This is a genomic window from Spirosoma sp. SC4-14 (assembly GCF_037201965.1).
Taxonomy (GTDB): Bacteria; Bacteroidota; Bacteroidia; order Cytophagales; family Spirosomataceae; genus Spirosoma.
The window spans coordinates 3,487,982-3,507,018 of sequence record NZ_CP147518.1 but is presented as its reverse complement, the minus strand read 5'-3'; the positions used below and the strand labels follow the sequence as shown (position 1 = coordinate 3,507,018).

The 19,037-nt window shown below is 48.2% G+C and carries 18 protein-coding genes; 7 read left to right on the top strand and 11 right to left on the bottom strand.

From position 1 onward, the window contains the following. Positions 1-72: 72 nt before the first annotated feature. From WBJ53_RS14205 to WBJ53_RS14190, 4 genes are all read left to right on the top strand, one after another. On the top strand, positions 73-1,350 hold the full coding sequence (locus WBJ53_RS14205; protein ID WP_338876801.1) for an exo-alpha-sialidase: 1,278 nt from the start codon (positions 73-75) through the stop codon (positions 1,348-1,350). Between the two features lie 51 nt (positions 1,351-1,401). Continuing rightward, positions 1,402-2,370, top strand: coding sequence for a YafY family protein (locus tag WBJ53_RS14200; RefSeq protein WP_338876800.1), 969 nt, complete (start codon positions 1,402-1,404; stop codon positions 2,368-2,370). A 90-nt stretch (positions 2,371-2,460) separates the two neighbouring features. After that, positions 2,461-2,904 carry a GyrI-like domain-containing protein gene (locus tag WBJ53_RS14195; RefSeq protein WP_338876799.1) on the top strand — a complete coding sequence of 148 codons (444 nt, stop codon included), beginning with the start codon at positions 2,461-2,463 and terminating at the stop codon, positions 2,902-2,904. A gap of 40 nt (positions 2,905-2,944) precedes the next feature. Continuing rightward, on the top strand, positions 2,945-3,337 hold the full coding sequence (locus WBJ53_RS14190) for a DUF3224 domain-containing protein (RefSeq protein ID WP_338876798.1): 393 nt from the start codon (positions 2,945-2,947) through the stop codon (positions 3,335-3,337). Between the two features lie 79 nt (positions 3,338-3,416). Here the strand turns inward: WBJ53_RS14190 and WBJ53_RS14185 are convergent, their stop codons facing one another. The 4 genes from WBJ53_RS14185 to WBJ53_RS14170 form a co-directional block, all read right to left on the bottom strand. Further along, complete coding sequence (locus WBJ53_RS14185; RefSeq protein WP_338877192.1) at positions 3,417-4,625, bottom strand: acyl-CoA dehydrogenase family protein; 1,209 nt, start codon at positions 4,623-4,625, stop codon at positions 3,417-3,419. 497 nt (positions 4,626-5,122) lie between these two features. Beyond that, positions 5,123-6,457, bottom strand: a complete 1,335-nt coding sequence (locus WBJ53_RS14180) for an ammonium transporter (RefSeq protein WP_338876797.1) — start codon at positions 6,455-6,457, stop codon at positions 5,123-5,125. Positions 6,458-6,525: 68 nt separating this feature from the next. Further along, positions 6,526-7,680, bottom strand: a complete 1,155-nt coding sequence (locus tag WBJ53_RS14175) for a porin (RefSeq protein ID WP_338876796.1) — start codon at positions 7,678-7,680, stop codon at positions 6,526-6,528. 329 nt (positions 7,681-8,009) lie between these two features. Continuing rightward, positions 8,010-8,360 (bottom strand): 4Fe-4S dicluster domain-containing protein, encoded by a 351-nt coding sequence (locus tag WBJ53_RS14170; protein WP_338876795.1) that lies wholly within the window; start codon positions 8,358-8,360, stop codon positions 8,010-8,012. Between the two features lie 134 nt (positions 8,361-8,494). On the opposite strand from WBJ53_RS14170, the gene WBJ53_RS14165 reads away from it, so the two are divergent. After that, positions 8,495-9,514 carry an acyl-CoA reductase gene (locus WBJ53_RS14165; RefSeq protein ID WP_338876794.1) on the top strand — a complete coding sequence of 340 codons (1,020 nt, stop codon included), beginning with the start codon at positions 8,495-8,497 and terminating at the stop codon, positions 9,512-9,514. A gap of 71 nt (positions 9,515-9,585) precedes the next feature. On the opposite strand, the gene WBJ53_RS14160 is transcribed toward WBJ53_RS14165, so the two are convergent. From WBJ53_RS14160 to WBJ53_RS14130, 7 genes are all read right to left on the bottom strand, one after another. Next, positions 9,586-11,298, bottom strand: a complete 1,713-nt coding sequence (locus tag WBJ53_RS14160) for a hypothetical protein (protein ID WP_338876793.1) — start codon at positions 11,296-11,298, stop codon at positions 9,586-9,588. A gap of 189 nt (positions 11,299-11,487) precedes the next feature. Beyond that, positions 11,488-13,596 carry an ATP-dependent DNA helicase RecG gene (gene recG, locus WBJ53_RS14155; protein ID WP_338876792.1) on the bottom strand — a complete coding sequence of 703 codons (2,109 nt, stop codon included), beginning with the start codon at positions 13,594-13,596 and terminating at the stop codon, positions 11,488-11,490. A 58-nt stretch (positions 13,597-13,654) separates the two neighbouring features. Beyond that, positions 13,655-15,082, bottom strand: coding sequence for a DUF5723 family protein (locus WBJ53_RS14150; protein ID WP_338876791.1), 1,428 nt, complete (start codon positions 15,080-15,082; stop codon positions 13,655-13,657). A 216-nt stretch (positions 15,083-15,298) separates the two neighbouring features. Then, complete coding sequence (locus tag WBJ53_RS14145) at positions 15,299-15,901, bottom strand: NifU family protein (RefSeq protein ID WP_338876790.1); 603 nt, start codon at positions 15,899-15,901, stop codon at positions 15,299-15,301. A gap of 143 nt (positions 15,902-16,044) precedes the next feature. Next, entirely contained in the window at positions 16,045-16,350 is a 306-nt protein-coding gene (gene rpmA / locus WBJ53_RS14140; protein WP_338876789.1) for a 50S ribosomal protein L27, read from the bottom strand. An 83-nt stretch (positions 16,351-16,433) separates the two neighbouring features. Then, positions 16,434-16,751: a 50S ribosomal protein L21 gene (gene rplU / locus WBJ53_RS14135; protein ID WP_338876788.1), complete on the bottom strand. Its 318-nt coding sequence runs from the start codon at positions 16,749-16,751 to the stop codon at positions 16,434-16,436. Positions 16,752-16,906: 155 nt separating this feature from the next. Beyond that, positions 16,907-17,299 carry a PaaI family thioesterase gene (locus WBJ53_RS14130; RefSeq protein WP_338876787.1) on the bottom strand — a complete coding sequence of 131 codons (393 nt, stop codon included), beginning with the start codon at positions 17,297-17,299 and terminating at the stop codon, positions 16,907-16,909. Between the two features lie 188 nt (positions 17,300-17,487). Between WBJ53_RS14130 and WBJ53_RS14125 the strand changes: the two genes are divergently transcribed. Both WBJ53_RS14125 and WBJ53_RS14120 read left to right on the top strand, forming a co-directional pair. After that, the gene (locus tag WBJ53_RS14125; RefSeq protein ID WP_338876786.1) at positions 17,488-18,246 is read left to right on the top strand and encodes a phosphosulfolactate synthase; all 759 of its coding nucleotides are present in this window, start codon (positions 17,488-17,490) and stop codon (positions 18,244-18,246) included. 69 nt (positions 18,247-18,315) lie between these two features. Next, positions 18,316-18,969: a DedA family protein gene (locus tag WBJ53_RS14120; RefSeq protein ID WP_338876785.1), complete on the top strand. Its 654-nt coding sequence runs from the start codon at positions 18,316-18,318 to the stop codon at positions 18,967-18,969. Positions 18,970-19,037 lie beyond the last annotated feature (68 nt).

Sequence of the window (19,037 nt, the reverse complement as noted above, 5' to 3'; positions counted from 1 at the left end):
TACCAACCCAGCCTATTAACTGTGCAGAAGGCCGCAACCTGCCGCCTGATTACCCCCATAAGCACGTTAACTATGGACCTATCATCACACCACCGTTCATTCTTCAATAATCCGTATGCACTGACACCTACCCATTGGTATCGCTTTCTGCGTAATGTATACCAGGCCGACAAATGGCGGGAACTGATTTCTTATCTGCGCTGGGAAATCAAGCACCGGCTGGGTCTCTTTCAAACTAATCGGTACCTTACCTTCACCGACCATACGCCAGTTTTTCTGAATTCATCGTCCGATTCCGTCGATACTATTACCTCGGTTCGGATCAGGAAGGCACTCCACCCCTGGCGAATGCGCCTACAAAACTCCTCTGGCCAAGTTTGGGGATGCCTGTTTGGTAACGATTTTTCGTTGTATAGCCTTTCCGATGTCAACCACTCCATTCACATATGCTATCAATTTACCCATCCCATTCAGTCAATCTACTTATCAGCACGAAGTCATCTTTATGTATGCTGTCAAGGCCAACTTTATAGAAGTACCGATAAAGGCAAATCATTTGAGCAGGTGCTAACGCTTAGCAGTACCAGCAGCTATTTTCTATTCAATAATGGCATGACCGAACTACCCGATGGGCGGCTTCTGCTGGGCGAATATGGAGTTGTCCGGGAGCAAAAGTCCTGGCAAAATCTGGCGCATGTCTATTACGCGGCCAACGAAGGGCAGGCCTGGCAGAAAACCGATTTTCTTATTCGCGATGGCGTCAACAAACACGTCCATCTGGTAAAATACAGTCTGTTTCTAAACGCATTGATTTTAACCGATGGCGATAATAAAAAGCAGATTTGGTGTAATCGGAGCCTATCCCGGCTCGACCAGGCCGCTAATGGCCAGAACGATGGCTGGCACCGGCTCAATAAGTCTCATTACCAGATGGGTGGCTACCTATCTATGACTGAGTTAAATGGTACCGTATTTTTGGGATCAGACTATTTGGGCGGAACCAACTTTCTTGTTACGACTCAGGATGGCTCTGTTTTTACGAAACAGGTAATTCCGGATCCATACCGCCGTAGTCCGGTTATGGATATTGTCAGACGGAAGCAAACCAATGGCCAGGTGGAGTTATGGGCCGTATTGCACAACAGTATTGCCAGTTCTACCCGATCGCTCCTGATGGTTTCAGCAGACAATGGCCTATCCTGGCGAAAAATAATCGATTACGACGGCACCACCCATGAAATTAAACTGGTTAGTTCTTCGGCCCGGCTAATCGATGAGCTTTATTTCGTTGTTATCACCCAAAAAGGCGGTCATAGCAGCCAATCGGTTTTTGTCGTGTCGGATAATTGATTCTTGCCAATATGCTTTGTTTTTCGACAGAATCTGCGTTTGTTCGTCCTTATGAACCGCCTTGATCGTCTGACTGCCATTCTGATTCATCTGCAAACCAAACGTGTTGTTCGAGCCCAGGAACTAGCCGAACGGTTTGGTATTAGTCTGCGCACGGTTTACCGCGATGTTCGTTCGCTGGAAGAAGCAGGGGTGCCTATTGGGGCTGAAGCGGGTGTCGGCTATTTCCTGACCGACTATCATTTGCCCCCCGTCATGTTCACCACTACCGAAGCCAGTTCGCTGCTGATTGGCGCTAAACTCATCGAGAAATGGACCGACGATTCCGTTAAAACAGAGTTTGAATCGGCACTATTCAAAATCAAGTCAGTACTCAAACGAACCGACCAGGAACATCTCGACGATCTGGCCCCCAATGTCGGCGTTTCACAGTTCGGAACCCGGCCAGCCTATGCCGATGGGCTACTAACGACCATTCAACAGGCGATTGCCCGCCACCATGTGCTCGATCTTCGCTATCATTCGCTCTATAATGACACCGAAACCCAGCGACAAGTGGAACCGGTTGGTTTATATCACTATAGCATGACCTGGCACCTGATTGCCTTTTGTCAAACACGTCAGGACTACCGGGATTTCCGACTCGACCGGATTCGCTCACTCACCGATACCGGACAAAAATTCCCCCGTCACGAACGGTTGTCATTGCAGGAATACATCGATCGCGAACACCGCAGCCCCGACAGACCGCTGGTGAATGTGACACTGGTTTTCAACAAGAAAGTAGCCCGTTTTCTTCAGGATCAGAAATATTCCTGGGGCTTTGTAGCTGAAGAAGATTTAGGAGATAAAGTTCGGATGCAGTTGAATACGCCCTATCTGGAAGGCCTTGCCCGCTGGCTGCTTTCGTATGGAACTACCGTTACGATTGAGCAGCCCGACTCGCTACTTACGATTATTCAGTCCCTCACCGAAGAGTTACGGGAACATTATATGAACGTTTTTTCGGAAGATTACTAGCAATCGGCCAACTTCCCAATTCACTACTGACATACGGCTGTCAGTGGACTGTTTTTTCTTTGTGATGTAATTGTCAATTTTCACATCGCAATGGAAATCAAACAGGCTCCCCCCATGACGGTGCTCTGCTTTAGTGCAGAAACAACCCTGAAAGAGCTTCATCAGTTTTCGGCCGATACGTTGTATAATGAAGCGGTTCGGCTTGCTCTCAACGTTACCGGATCTGTCCACTGGACTTACGTTGGCGTCAATTCAGATCCCGATCATCGGTTCTGGCTCGAAATTGCCCTGCCGGTCAACCGAATCAATGGTGAGCCCCACGGTGCGTCTTTTAAGCACTACAAGCCTTTTCGCTACGTTGGAACCATTCATTACGGTTCCTGGGAAACGCTTGGTTCTGCCTATCCACCCCTACTCAATCACATTCAGCAGGCAGGCCATAAGTTAACCAGCGTATGCCGGGAGGTTTACAGCTTCTGGGATATGACTCAGCCCGAAAACAACATTACTGAAATTCAGATTGGCGTTGACTAGCGTTGCGCCTACTTTTTAGCACACGATCTCCCCAAACACGATGCTGGCTGTTGCCCGACGAATTTACAAAACCTGGAAAGAAGCCCCCTACGATGAGCTGGAAGGGGCTCCTAAACTCACTCAATCGCGCGTTACGAATGTAATCGAAGGAGATATTGAAGGCGAAAGCTGGGAAGAATACCTAATGATGTATCAGCATCCCGATTGCTGCACTTTTATTGTTATGGAACGCGTTATTGGCAGGCTTGGTAACCACACAGGCAGTTTTGTTCTGCATGGCTATGGCACTTACGACAAAGGAGTAGCCCGCGCCGATCTGACAATCATTCGTGGTAGTGCAACAGGACAATTAACGGGGCTTGTCGGGACAGGAACCTGTATTGCCCTGAAGGGCCAGCACGCTACAATCACACTCGACTATTCGTTCGATTAATTGCCCCTGCCCGGTAAACAACCCTAATGATCAACGCCTAAAAGGTCATTTAGACCTTTTAGGCTTATAATTATTGCATTCATTTATAGGCAGGTATGCCCGTAATGGCTGCTCCCAGAATCAGCAGGTGAATATCGTGTGTGCCTTCATATGTACTCACCGATTCGAGGTTCATCAGATGGCGCATAATGGGGTATTCGCCCGAAATACCCATGGCTCCCAGAATCTGACGCGCATCGCGGGCTACACGAAGTGCCATTTCGATATTGTTTCGTTTAGCCAGCGAAATCTGAGCGTTAGTAGCCTTATCCTCGTTTTTCAGCATACCCAGTCTCCAGCAAAGCAGTTGCGCCTGGGTAATATCGGTCAGCATTTCGGCCAGCTTTTTTTGCACCAACTGAAAACTGGCAATTGGTTTGTTAAACTGGATTCGCTCAAGTGCATAACGCCGGGCAACTTCGTAGCATTCCATGGCGGCCCCGAGCGATCCCCAGGCAATGCCATATCGGGCCTGGTCCAGGCATTTGAGCGCGCTCTTCAGACCAAACGCTTCAGGTAGCATATTCTCTTTGGGCACACGTACATCCTGAAAGACTAACTCACCGGTGCTGCTGGCCCGCAGAGACCATTTGTTGGGAATTTCGTTGGTACAGAATCCCTCCATACCTCGCTCAACAATGAGACATCGTATTTTACCCTGATCGTTTTTTGCCCATACGAGCGCAATATCAGCAAAGGGACCATTGGTAATCCAAAGTTTCGATCCGTTGAGCAGATAATAATCACTACGCTCAATAAAGTTAGTTTCCATACCGCCCGGATCTGAACCATGGTTCGCTTCGGTTAGGCCAAAACAACCCAGAAACTCACCCTTCGACAGACGTGGCAGGTATTTTTTCTTCTGTTCTTCGGAGCCAAACGTAAAAATCGGATACATGACCAGCGAGTTCTGAACCGACACGCATGATCGCATACCCGAGTCGCCCCGTTCAATTTCCTGTAGCATCAGTCCATAGGAAATCTGGTCGAGTCCGCCACCACCCAGTTCGGCCGGAATGGTAGCACCGAATACGCCTATCTTGCCAAATTTGGGCACAAGCTGCACAGGAAATTCAGCCTTCTGCGCCTGTTCTTCAATGATGGGTGTAATTTCTCGCTTTACAAAATCGCGGACAGCCGAGCGCACCAGTTTGTGCTCAGCCATTAGAAGATCGTCCAGGCAATAAAAGTCCGGCGACTCAAAGGAGTCTACCTTATTGCGGGGTGGAGTCATGGTTACGGGTTGCATATTGCTAGAACTCAAAAAGTTACGGGTTGTTGGCAAAAAGCCGTTTTTTTGGCAATTTACCGTAGAGCGCAAACTGCCAGTAAGCCATTTCCCGAATACAACCTTACAATAATTTCACCAGAAAACAGCATGGCCTTCCGCAAAAATTCATCGAATCCATTTCGTTATTCAAGGCTGGTAATCAGAACAATCGCCACAGCCACTACCCTGTCTGTTTCTCCAATAACCTTTGGCCAATCGCCACCCAATTTGGCGATTGATCCGTCAGGAAAGCAACTGGCCCTGGTAGGACAATAGGACACAAAAAGATATTGTCATTGGTTTTTTTGACCTTTCGATTCTCCAGCCCACGACAATACTCAGAGAAAGACTGCTGAAACTGCCAAAAAGCAGGAAACCGCCCCCAAGTGGGGACGGCTCCATGAGTACAACAAAACCACAGTAAAGCTGCTGGACATTACGACCAGACAGGGTGCCTGTGGCTCTGCTGTCGTATCTTAAGCTTCGATCAGAAACTCGTCGTGCTGGCTTACATCCAGACCCGATTTCTCATCTTCTTCCGACACGCGCAGTGGCAGAATCATATCGGTCACTTTCAGTAAGATATACGACATGGCGAAGGCAAATACTGAAACCGCAACCAGCGCAATCATGTGATTGATAAACAGGGTAGTTTCACCAAAGGCAAGCCCTTCATCAGCAACGGCCGAGTTAACATTTTTGCTTGCGAAAATACCCGTCATTACCATACCTACCATACCACCAACACCGTGGCAGGGGAACACGTCGAGCGTATCGTCGAGCGTTGATTTCGAGCGCAGGTGAGCAATGTAGTTCGAAATTATAGAAGCAACCGTACCGATGAAGATAGAAGTCGGAATTGTAACGAAACCAGCGGCAGGCGTAATGGCAACCAGACCAACTACTGCACCGATACAGAAGCCAAGAGCCGATACTTTTTTACCTTTAGCCGCATCGAATAATACCCAGGCCAAACCAGCAGCCGCAGCCGCCGTATTAGTAGTCGCGAAAGCCGAAGCAGCCAACGGCGAAGCGCCCACTGCCGAACCCGCATTGAAACCGAACCAGCCAAACCACAGCAGACCCGTGCCAAGCAATACGAATGGAATGTTGGCAGGTGGGAAATAGCTGGCTTCCAGGTGCGACTTACGGCGCTTCAGGTATAAAGCACCAGCCAGTGCTGCCCAACCAGCCGACATGTGTACAACCGTACCACCGGCAAAATCGAGTACACCCAGTTTGAACAGGAATCCTTCTGGATGCCAGGTCATGTGTGCCAGCGGAGCATACACGAACAGGCTAAACAGGATCATGAACAATACGTATGAGCGAAAATTGATACGCTCGGCCATCGAACCGGTTACCAGAGCCGGAGTGATCACCGCAAATTTCAGTTGAAAGAATGCAAATACAACCAGCGGAATGGTAGAAGCCAGTGACCAGGGTTTGCCATCCAGTACACCTTTGAACATAAAGTGGTCCATTGGGTTACCAACAAAGCCACCAATCGACGTACCAAAGGCCAGGCTAAAGCCAACAACGACCCACAACACACTAATGACCCCCATCGCAATGAAGCTCTGAAGCATCGTTGAAATCACATTTTTGTTATTGACCATACCGCCGTAGAAATACGCCAGACCCGGAGTCATTAACAAAACAAGCGCAGTAGCTACCATCATCCAGGCCGTGTCGCCTGTATCGATACCTTCGGTCACGATTTGGGTTGGAACACCATTAAACCCAGGAAGTATGCCAAGTACGGCAACCACTCCCAGCAGCACCAGGGGAATGTAATTTGGCTTTTGCATGATAATTGAGGGGTTTTTGTTGTACTGAATTATAAAAATTGGTTAAGAAAACGGGGGACTTTCACAGGTTAAAATTTGAAGATGGCAGCCATACCCAGGGTAGCCTGCGATGGCGTAAGCGATCCATCATTTTTCTCAAACTTATCGGCCGAATAGCTGTCCAGACGGAATTCTGGCTTCAGCAATACATGGCCGTCGGCTGCGGTAATATTGCCAGTAATCGTAATCGAATTAACACTAGCGCCATTGCCAGCGGCATCGGTTAGTCCACGGACACCGCTTTTATTGTCGAACGTTTCATAACGAAGACCCAGACCAAATTTATCGGTAAAGGCATAGTTGGTATAGACCGCAACGCCACCCCAGGTTTTGGATGTAGAAGGGCCACCTACTCCCTGGTAATCACCTTTTTGCGAACCGGTTGCCGCGTTCAGGCCCAGAAAGAACTTATCGGTAATCTGATAGGTAGTGGTCAGGTCAAACAGCATATAGCTGGCATCATCAGCTTTCACACCATTTACATCCTGCGAGGCTTCGTTGGAAGCAATTGCGTTCAGGTAAACGTTCCAGTTCGATACGGGCGAAAAGAAGAACTGTCCGATTAATCCCTTTTTCTTGTTGTTGTCGTACAGGTTATCGACGTTGTTCACAACTCCCAACATTAAGTAAGCCCGGTCGCTGAAGGTATACTGACCTTTCAGACCGATGTGATAGAAGGGTCCGTTGTTAAAGAGGTTTGATAGTGAGTAGTTATAGTTAACAGGAGCATCAATTACTTCGTAACCGATATGGGTACCAAACTGCCCGGCGGTAAACGATAGTTTTGGGGTAGCTTTAAAAACGATGTATGCCTGCTTAATGGTCAGTGCCGTTGACCCACCACCCAGCGGGCCGAGGTAGTTACCATAGTTACCCAGATCAGCAAAAGGCCCAAATGTCAGATCGATAACCGCATCAACTTTGTCGGCCGTATACATCGCTTTCGCCTGTACTAACCCAATTCCAAACTGACCAGCTTTCTGATCAAAAGCGCGTGCGTTGCCTGGACCCGATCCATTTAACCCCAGGTTCGACTGGCTCTTTGGGTTATTGAAGTTTCCCCAGTAGTAGGTATCCATGTACCCAGAAAAGGTAAATTTCCCTGGAGTAGCAGATGTCGAATCCTGCGCATATGCGCCTAATCCGGTAAACAAAGAACTAAGAAGTAAAATTGCTTTTCTCATGCTTTTTATTTGGTGGAGTAAATCAGCAAATTGTAGTTTAACCGGGGACAAATTTTATCATATAATTTATTTCACACAAGAGATCTTCTTTAAAAACACAGTGATTTTCCAAATTTTATGCTATTTTATTTAAAATGTTCTACTATTTACAAGCATAATACCCTATTTGAAGTAATTTTTATTCATTTTATTTTATTTGGCCACAATGACTTTTGACCAAATTTTATTTTTTGCATTTTTTTTAAAATGTTGTTTTTCCTATACCAGTAAAAATACAAAAAGCCCAACCGGCAACCGGTTGGGCTTTTTACGGGAAAGTATGGCTGAATTTACACCTCAGCGTGCAGCCATGCTTTTTTGGCCAGTAAGGTATCTTCGTCTTCTACATGGTCTGGATCAGGTACACAGCAATCGACCGGGCATACAGCCGCACACTGCGGTTCTTCATGAAAGCCCATACACTCTGTGCATTTATCACTTACGATGTAGTAAAACTCATTGGAGACTGGTGCTTGTGGCGATTTGCCGCTAACCACCGTACCATCGCCGAAATCAACTTCGGTCAGTTCGGTTCCTCCACCCCAGGTCCATTCGACCCCACCTTCGTAGATAGCTGTATTGGGGCATTCGGGTTCGCAGGCACCACAGTTGATGCACTCGTCGGTGATCATGATTGCCATGAGCAGTACAAATTTATAGGCGATACTTGTTTATCTTCCTGAATTGAACAACAAATATAACTATTTAAAGGTTAGGGGCAAACTAAAACTTCATTATATTAGTTGATGGGGTATTCCATTTGTTTATTTAGTTCATGCTTCAATCAGAACGCATTCAAACGTTCGTGGCTCTGGGTGATTTTCTTCGCTCCGACAAAGCCCAGCCCGAATTAGAAGAAATTTCCCTTCGGGCCTATCACAAGAATAACTGGTTTACGCCTGAGAACACAAAAAAAGCCCTGTCGGCTATCGCCACTGAGTTTTTATCCGAACAAAATTTAAACGGCTGGCTAACCAATTACCCTGCTGAGCCACAAACTCCCCGCACCGTCGGCGTGGTGATGGCGGGTAACATTCCGGCCGTTGGTTTCCACGATTTGCTGTCTGTATTAATCAGTGGGCATAAACTGCTGGCAAAGCTCAGTAGCCAGGATTTTGTACTTATTCATTATTTAATACAAAAAATAAAAGAGATTAATCCTGAGTTTACAGAATTAATCGAAGAAGCCGACCGAATTAATATAGCAGATGCTTATATCGCTACAGGCAGCAACAATACGGCTCGTTATTTCGACTATTACTTTTCGAAGAAACCCAGCATCATTCGTAAGAACCGTACCTCCGTTGGCCTGCTGATGGGAGAGGAAAACGACGACGAGTTTTTAAAGCTGGGACATGATATTTCAGACTATTATGGGCTCGGTTGCCGCAATGTATCGACTCTGCTGGTTCCTGATGAGTATGATTTTACACCCCTTCTACGAGCGTTGGAACCTCAGGTAACTACGTATCTCAATAACCATAAGTATCAGAACAACTACGATTATAATAAGTCTATTTATCTCATCAATGCTGTTCCTCACCTGGACAATGGCTACTTATTGCTGACAGAAAACGACGGCCTTGTTTCGCCGGTGTCTGTTGTTTACTATCAAACGTATAAGACGCAGGCCAACGCCAATCAGTGGCTCAATGAGCGAGCCGAACGCATTCAGGTAGTGGCCTCTGCGCAGGGATGGCATTCGAACAGTATTCCGTTTGGCAAAACCCAATGCCCTGGTCTCAGCGATTATGCCGATGGCATCGATACAATGGCATTCCTGACTTCATTGTAAGGGTTCAGTTTACGGTTGCTCTGCCTGCTTGCATACCTCCTTCCTAAGCAGAGTAACCGTAAACTATAAACTCAATACCTCCAGCTTTTCAGATCGGCCCCTTCGGGATGGTTCGCTTCGATGCGTTTCAGTATTTTGTCGACATACATCGTATTGTAGCGAAGGCGACTGATGTAGTTAGGCTGAGTCGGATCGCCATTCCAGCAATGCTCGGCGCGGTCGCCGTAAGCCACTTCGCTCTGGGCAGGAGGGTTCTGCACGCTCTTCAGAAAATCTTCCATCAGATAGACCGCGTTGTTAAGATAGTAGTTATCCATATCGCCACAATAGATATGAATTTTGCCAGCCACCTTCGGACCAAGGGTTTTCCAGTCGCGCCGTAGGATGTGCATCAGGTCATAATGCTCCCGCCAATAATTTGCCACAGTAGAATCGATCTCGCCCGTGAGTTTATTCCAGACCCGTTTTGGATAACCATCTGACCCAACCGGCGAGTAAACCGCTTCCCAAATATCGAACTGGTCGCCGGAGCGAGTATGAGTTCCAATAACCAGTTCGCGATGGTTGGTTTCTGCCATCGTTACTTTTACCTGTCCCAGATAATTTCGCTGGCCAGGCCGGGGAGTCCGCCGAAAGGGCCCTTCGGCATAATAGGCATTCTTGTCTTTGTAAAGGTTAAATACAGTATAGGCATCGAATGCAATGGGGTCTGGACAAGCCGCAAAACAACCGTTAAATTCGTCTGGATAAAAAACCTGTGCAGCCAGTGCCTCCCAGCCCCCTGTTGAACCTCCGTAGGTGAATCGTGCCCAGCCCTGACCAATTCCCCGGAATCGTTTTTCGATTTCGGGCAGGAGTTCATACATGATCGCATCGCCGTAGGGTCCCAGATTTTCGGAATTCACGGCATACGAATCATCGTAATACGGATTAGCGTGCTGAATTTCCACGATCAGCATCCGGGGAAAATCCTTGCTTGTCCATTTTTTGTAAAAATCGTAGGCTTCCTGTGCTACAATTTTTTTATAGCCATACACATGAAACCGTTCGATGTAGTCGGTTGTATCCATGCTGGCAGGTGGTGGTGTCTCACTAAATCCCGAAAAATCGGACGGGAAATGGCCATGAAAAATGCAGAGCGGATATCGGGCTTCGGGGTGTTCATCGAAACCGGCGGGGATGAGCACATGCGCCCCCAGATACATCGGACGCCCCCAGAATTCGGTTAGGCGTTTGCTCTGAATTTTAATGTGTTTGACAAATTTAGTGTCTTTCGGCTCAGGCAGTGTGGGGTTAACCTGGTCCATTACCACCGTAAATGGTTGCTTCTGGCCCGCTTTAAGCGTTATTTTTTGCGGTTTACTAAACAGATTGCCGGGAGCTGTGCGCCAGTTTTGCCCTTCGCCCCGATCCATGGGTAACTTTACCGTATGGCCATCGCCCCGTTTAAAGGTTTCGTATTTATGCAGTACGGCCTGCACGTAATAGTCACCAGGGGCAACATCGTTCAAACTACGTTTCGGGTAGCCCATAACACGGGCATCAATCATTGCTCCCTGACCAGGTTGCAGACCATTAACATCAACCCCAAATAATTGGGCGGTTTCTACAGCGTCGCTCACCTGCGAGCGCGGTTCGGGCTTGTCGGTTTTCGACAGAATTAACAATACGCGTCCATCGAGCGGGGTTTTGCTTTGGCTGGCCGGAAATGAAATAGAGAAAGTAGGTTGCGCCTGGGCTGCCATCGAAACAAGCCCAAGCAGAATAAGTAGTCGATGCTTCATAAATACGTTCAGGTTAATATTCCGCAGGGAATATACACAGTAGCAGGCATTTACGAAGTAATTCGCCGGTTATTTGTCAATAATTTTGGGGTTTGGCTTGATAAATAGACCTAAAAGATTTTTAAAACCTTTTAGGTCTGAGAAAGCTAGCAGTACAAGCTGTTTGCGTTAGTGATTCACTACCGGCTTCTAGCTAATACGCCCCCAGTTATTTTCAGATTTCCTGATGCTGTCAACATGGTTTCGGATGGGCGCATGCTGGGGCAGTACTAACTCTGGATCTTCGGCCAGAATAGCCTGCGCCGACTCGCGGGCGGCCGTCAGAATGGCACCATCTTTGGCCAGATCGGCAATCATCAGATCCATAACCCCACTTTGCTGCGTGCCGGTCAGGTCGCCGGGGCCGCGTAATTGAAGGTCGACATCGGCGATCTCAAACCCATTGTTGGTTCGAACCATCGTTTCGAGTCGGGTACGGGTATCGCTACTGAGTTTATAGCCTGTCATCATAATACAATACGATTGCTCTGCGCCCCGACCAACGCGCCCGCGCAGCTGATGCAGTTGCGATAAGCCAAATCGTTCGGCACTTTCGATAACCATCACGCTGGCATTTGGCACATTTACCCCAACTTCGATCACCGTTGTAGCCACCAGAATCTGTGTTTCGTGTTTAATGAACCGCTGCATTTCGTCATCTTTCTCATAGGGCAGCATTTTGCCGTGCAATATGCCGATTTCGTATTTGGGCCGTGGAAACGCCCGTTGCATACTCTCGAAACCGTCCATCAGGTCTTTATAGTCGAGCTTTTCTGACTCTTCAATAAGTGGATAGACAACATACACCTGACGACCTAGCTCGATCTGCTGACGCATAAACCCGAACACTTCGGAGCGGTGCTTGTCGTATTTATGAACGGTTTTGATTGGCTTACGGCCCTTTGGCAACTCGTCGATTACCGACACATCGAGACTGCCATAGAGCGTCATGGCCAGCGTTCGGGGAATGGGCGTGGCTGTCATGACCAGAATATGGGGCGGAACGGTTTCGTTCTTTTTCCAGAGCTTTGCCCGCTGCGCTACACCGAAGCGGTGCTGTTCGTCGATAATACACAGCCCCAGGTTTTTGTACTGAACAGCATCTTCGAGCAAGGCGTGCGTCCCAACCAGAATGTGCATTTTGCCCGACTGCAACTCCTCGTGCAGTATGGTCCGACGTTTTTTGTTAGTTGAACCCGTCAGAATGCCCATGTTCAGGCCCATAGCCTCGGCAAAGGGTTTCAGGCCATTGTAGTGCTGATCGGCCAGAATTTCGGTTGGTGCCATCAGGCAGGCCTGCGCGCCATTACCGATAGCCAGTAAACACGAAATAAAGGCCACAATGGTTTTGCCACTGCCTACGTCGCCCTGCAACAACCGGTTCATTTGTTTGCCGGTCAGAAAATCGCTGAATATCTCCTTAATAACCCGTTGCTGAGCACCCGTCAGTTCAAAGGGCAGCAGTTCGTTATAAAAATGCTTCACAAGGGATGTGTCCCGGAAAATCTGCCCCGGAAACTCATCTTTCTGAATGAGCTTATTCTTAATCAGTCGAAGCTGGTTGTAGAACAGTTCTTCAAATTTGAGTCGCCGTTGCGCCTGTTTCAGCCAGCCCTGATTTTGAGGCAGGTGAATATTCCACATGGCATCGCGCTTACTGATCAGGCGGTATTTCTGAATCAGATTGTCGGGCAAGGTCTCATGAATATGCGGCCACGACTGTTCCAGCAGCCCCCGCATGATTTTCCCGATTACCTTACTGTCGAGATGGCGCTTGCGAAGTTTTTCGGTAAGGTTATAGACCGGAAAAAAGCCAAGTTCGTGCTCGGCTGCCGCATTGGCATTTTCCAGTTCGGGATGAACAATACTGAACTGGCCGTTGAACGACTGGGGTTTGCCATATGCAATGTATTCACCTTCGCGCCGGAGAATCTTTTCGATGTAGGTGATGCCCTGAAACCAGACCAGACTCATGGAGCCTGTTCCATCGGTAAACGTAGCAACCAGCCGTTTTTTAGGCCCCTCTCCCTCCAGATACCAATCGCGCAATCGGCCACGCACCTGCGCCGACGGCATCGAATCCATCAACTCGCTAATGGTGTAATAGCGCGTACGGTCGTCGTAGCGGAACGGATAGTACTGAATCAGGTCGCCATAGGTAAACAGATTCAGCTCTTTGTTGAGTAGTTCTGTCCGCTGTGGTCCCAGTCCTTTCAGATAAAGAAGGGGTGTATCAAAAAATGTAGTTCGTTCGGTCATAGCAGACCCAGCCTGGATTGACCAAAATTAAGCATTTCTGCCGAATTTGAAAGGATTTCTAGTCATCCTCATCGACCCGGCCTATACCGAAAGCAAAACCGGCATAGATGTCGAGGCCACGGGGATGAATACCATTGATACTATTGCCCAGGAGGCCCAGGAAGTTATCGGTTCCCAGCCAGCCCGGCCCTACCCGAACCGACGCTCCGGCCGTAATGCCATGATTCAGATAGGCAATTGGAACGGCCAGACTCAACCAGCGAGCATCATAGCGGGGCGTTACGGCCAGTAACGATGGCTGGTGAGTTGCCAGCGCATTGATCGACCGAACATCCTGCAAATACGTCACGTTGAGGCCAAAGCCGGTGGGTGCCTGATAATCCATGGTCAGGTTCAGCGACGTGGGCAATCCCGTACGAAAACTGGTTTTATCGGGACTCCGGCCTGTGTTCAGCTTCTCCTGAATCACACGGGCAATGTCTTCGACCCCACTCAGGTTATTGAAATCACTACTTCTGAAATAAACCGGATTCTGGCCGATGTCATTATAGCTGTATTCTTCACCCGTATAAGTCAGTCCACCAATGTCGGTTACAGCAATCCCTAACTGAAGAGCCGGGCTATCGGTATCATATTGACTGATGTAGGTGAATCCAATGTCGAAGCCCACCCCTTTGCCGGGTGCTGCTGTACTGAACAGCGTTCGGGGATTCAGACTACGATTCTGCAAAAAACTTGTATAAGCCAGCGTGGCATCGAGCCGATTCACTTCCAGCAAAGCGCTATTGCTGTTATTGGGGTCGGGCACAATCTGATAGTCCATTCCCCGATTAACCAGGTGCTGCGCATTGTAGCCCAGCAGTAATTTAGCCGTTGCGCCCAATAAGAGTTTCTGCCCATCGCCCTCCCAAATGGTTCCGGCATAGGTGAAACCCAGTTCGGCAAACGTATTGGTGTTGGCACTAAACTTATTGTTCGTATTCGGGATGCTGTAGAGCGCCTTATCGACCAGACTGGCCCGAAAAGCCGACAGTATATCTTCCGAAGCACCAACGACCTGACCAACCGCCCGGAAACGGGTCGTAATGGCAAACGCTGACCGATCGGTGGGTTTTATCAGGAACGATGGACCCCGTATTTCACCCAGAATAGTCCCGTTTTTGGGTTTGCCGTCCAGAATCTCTTTGGTATACGAGGATTCGAAACGCAAAGAGCCATCCGAATTTTTATACTGCGCCGGAACCGTACCGCTAATCAGCCGCAACAGCGAGAACGGGGCCTGATACCGAACATAATTGTTATCGACATGGGCAACGCCGGTTCCTACATTCAGAAAAAATTTAGAAGGCGAATCGGCAGCCAGTGCCGGATTGATATAGAGCCGGTTGGTTCCTCCAAATCGGCTTGTCGAAATCCCCAGAAGATTTTGTGAAAAACCGGCCGTAGTAGCCAGCAACATAGAGGCACAGGCAAACAAATACTTCATGTAGTCACGGTTTGAATGGTAGCGTGTCGTGCAATGTAAACGTCAATTCGCGCTATGGGTTTACGAGACTACGACTATTTTTGATCAACTGGTAAAGAAAAAACCGTTGGTGGCTGTCAATCTGCGGCTTCGCAGCTAACAGCCACCAACGGTTTTTCGCTTCTTAAGACTGTGGCTTTACCGAGGCCTACTTGAGTTTACCCCACGCCCTCAGCCCTATACGCCTTCGGCTTCAACAGTTTTCACCTCCGGCACCAGACGGGTCAATAAGTTTTCAATACCGGCCTTGAGCGTCAGTGTCGACGATGGGCAGCCGCTGCACGAACCTTGCAGCAATACTTTAACCGTTCCGCTGGGTTCATCGAACGAATAGAAGTTAATGGCGCCCCCATCCGATTCAACCGCCGGACGGATGTATTGATCAAGAACAGCCTTTATTTTCTGTACCGTTTCCGAATCCATATCCAGTTTGGTGGTATTGGTATCCATAGTCCGTTGAGAAAAAACGGGCTTTTGCTCACCAAAATAGTCTTTCAGGAAGAACTTCACCTCGAAGATCACTTCGTCCCAGTCGGTTTCGTCATCTTTCGTTATCGTGATAAAGTTGCCGGAAATAAACACCCGACGAACGAACTCAAAGCCGAAAAGAGCGACAGCCAACGGCGAAGCTTTCCCTTCCAGCAACGCATCGCCCGGTGTAGCATAATCGAACGACAAGCCAGAAGGAACAAGTTCGAAATTGACTACGAACTTCATGGAGTTCGGATTAGGGCTTCCTTCGGTAAAAATAGAGACGGGGCGACTTAATGTAGGATTCATTATGAATGCGTTTTCAGTGTTCGGCTTTCTTTTCTGGATGGATTTATATTTCTCTAACAGCCTGGCCACTTTTTTAGTTTTTATACACAAAAAAACCCGTCTGGTTCGTCACCAAACGGGTTTCGTACTAATTCAATTGTATACTAGGCTTCGGCGGGTGCTTCTGCAACCGGAGCTGTTTCAACAGCCGACGGACCAGCCGGAATAATATCTACGTACGAACGACTGTCGCGGCCGGGACGGAATTTTACAACACCATCAACCAGAGCAAACAGCGTAAAGTCTTTACCCAGACCAACGTTTTTGCCAGGGTGGTGTTTTGTACCGCGCTGACGAACGATGATGTTACCGGCAATGGCCGACTGGCCACCGAACAGTTTCACGCCCAGGCGCTTGCTGATCGAGTCACGGCCGTTTTTGGAACTACCTACACCTTTCTTGTGTGCCATTTTCTTTTAAGAGTTTTCAGCTTGCAGGTTTTCAGTTTTCAGTAGAGATGCGATAGCCAACTGAAACCCGAAAACGCCTAAACTTAAATAGTTATATCTTCGATCAAAACTTTGGTCAGATACTGACGGTGACCATTTTTCTTCTTATAGCCTTTCCGACGCTTCTTTTTAAAGACGATAACTTTTTCGCCTTTCAGGTGTTCGACGATTTTGGCTGATACCGTTGCTCCTGCAACAGTTGGTGCACCGATGGTGATGCTCCCTTCGTTATCAACAAGGAGAATTTTCACCTTGTCGGAGGCAAGTGCAGCGTCCACGTCACCCTCTAACCGGTGGGTATAGATAGAGCGACCTTTCTGGATCTTGAATTGCTGCCCTGCGATCTCTACGATTGCGTACATGTTTATGTATAAAATTGGAAATGAGGTGCAAAAGTAGAAAAACTTTTGTCATTAGTCAATAGTAGATCAATGTTAGATGTTGGATATTGGCGTTGGTGGTGCATAAGTATTGAGTAGTAACTACTATCTGCTAGCTAACGACCAGCCCCCAACGTCTAAAAGGCCAGCTTCACCGACGTCTGAATCAGATTGGTCGAACATTTGGCGATGATTTTGCCGTCGGCCGCTACGATTCGACCTTCGCCGTGAATAATGTTTTTCCCTTCCCGAATCACATCCGAACTGGCCGTAATCACCTCACCAACTCGGGCCGCATGCAGAAAATCGACGGTCAGATTCACGGATGTATAGGCATATTCACGCCCTAGTGTAAAAACCGTAGCACCAATCAGATCGTCGAGAATAGCAGCCGCAGCGCCCCCGTGCAACACCCCGGCCGGATTTGTCATCTCATCCCGAACAAGGTATTCAACTACCAGACGACCATACTCAGCAGACCGCAGGGTTCCGTTTAGCCAGCGCCCCATTGGCGATATACTGCTGCTCATATCATGCCCGACCTGAGAGCGAAAAAAGTCAAGACAAGGGTTTGTTAAATTGTCCATATCCAACAAAAATAGTACAAAACTAAGCCACAGACGCACCAAACGCTACTATTTATGGACTTTCTTGTGAGGTTATCAGGACTTATACTACTTTTGGGGCAATTTTTAACGTGCCTTTTTGACCACAAGGAATGAATTATACGCTTACGCAAATTCCCGAACGCACCGCCAAGCCCCGCCAGAGCGGCTTGACGATGGTAATGGACAAAGGATTAAGTATTCGGGAGGTCGAGGACTTTTTATCTACCTCCGCTGGCCACGCAGACATCATCAAACTCGGTTGGGCCACATCATTTGTCACTCCCAATCTCAAAGAAAAACTAGACGTTTATCGGTCGGCTAACATGCCGGTCTATTTTGGAGGAACACTTTTCGAAGCCTTCGTTGTTCGCAATCAATTCGACGACTACCGAAAACTTCTGGATAAATACGGCATGGAATATGCCGAGGTCTCCGACGGGTCGATTGAGATGCCTCAGGACGAAAAGTGCGAATATATCCGCCAACTGGCTACGCAGGTGACCGTTCTGTCGGAAGTTGGGTCGAAAGATGAAGCCAAGATTATCCCTCCCTACAAATGGATTCAGCTCATGAAAGCCGAGTTACAGGCCGGAGCCTGGAAGGTAATCGGTGAAGCCCGCGAAGGTGGTACGGTTGGGCTGTTCCGGTCGAGTGGCGAAGTCCGTCAGGGGCTGGTGGAAGAAATTCTGACTCAGGTTCCTTTCGAAAGCATCTTGTGGGAAGCCCCCCAGAAAGAACAGCAGGTTTGGTTCGTTAAACTCCTCGGAACCAACGTTAATCTGGGTAATATCGCCCCTCACGAAGTTATTCCGCTCGAAACAATTCGGCTGGGTCTTCGGGGTGACACATTTATGCATTTTTTGAAGTAAGGCGTGAGAGTTAGCGGGTTCCTACTCTACTAGCTCCTCTCCACACCACTGTCTTCTCACTCCTTCTATATGGAACTGATCAAATCCCTGCTTGACTTTCTGCTTCACCTCGATCGGTATCTCGATGCGTGGGCCAACGATTACGGCGTATTGCTTTATGCCATCCTGTTTCTAATTGTCTTCACCGAAACCGGTCTGATTGTTATGCCCCTCCTTCCGGGCGACTCACTCCTGTTTGCGGCTGGTGCACTGGCCGCCCGGCCAACCAATGATCTGAGTGTGTGGGTTATTATTCCATTGCTCATTACAGCCGCTCTGCTCGGCGATAACGTGAATTATTTTGTCGGAAAGTTTCTGGGAACAACCATTAAGTCGAGGGAACGAATTCTGTTTTTCAAGCGGGAATATATTACCGAAACGGAGAAATTTTACGAAAAATACGGTGGCCGAACGGTCATTCTGGCCCGGTTTATTCCCATCGTTCGGACTATTGCGCCTTTTGTGGCTGGGGCCGGTAGTATGAACTATGGAACTTATCTGCGTTTTTGCATCATGGGAGCCATTTTGTGGGTAACAAGCATTTCGCTACTGGGCTATTTTTTCGGAAATTTCCCGATTGTTCAGAAGAACTTCGAACTGGTGGTGTTTGGCATCATAGGCTTGTCTGTAGTGCCGATCATCATCGGTGCGCTCAAAAAACGCTCCAGTAACCCAACGGTTTAGTCAATAACTAATTAACCCTAAATGGTTTTCAAAACCGTTCAGGTTGGTCTATTAAATTCCTACGTAGG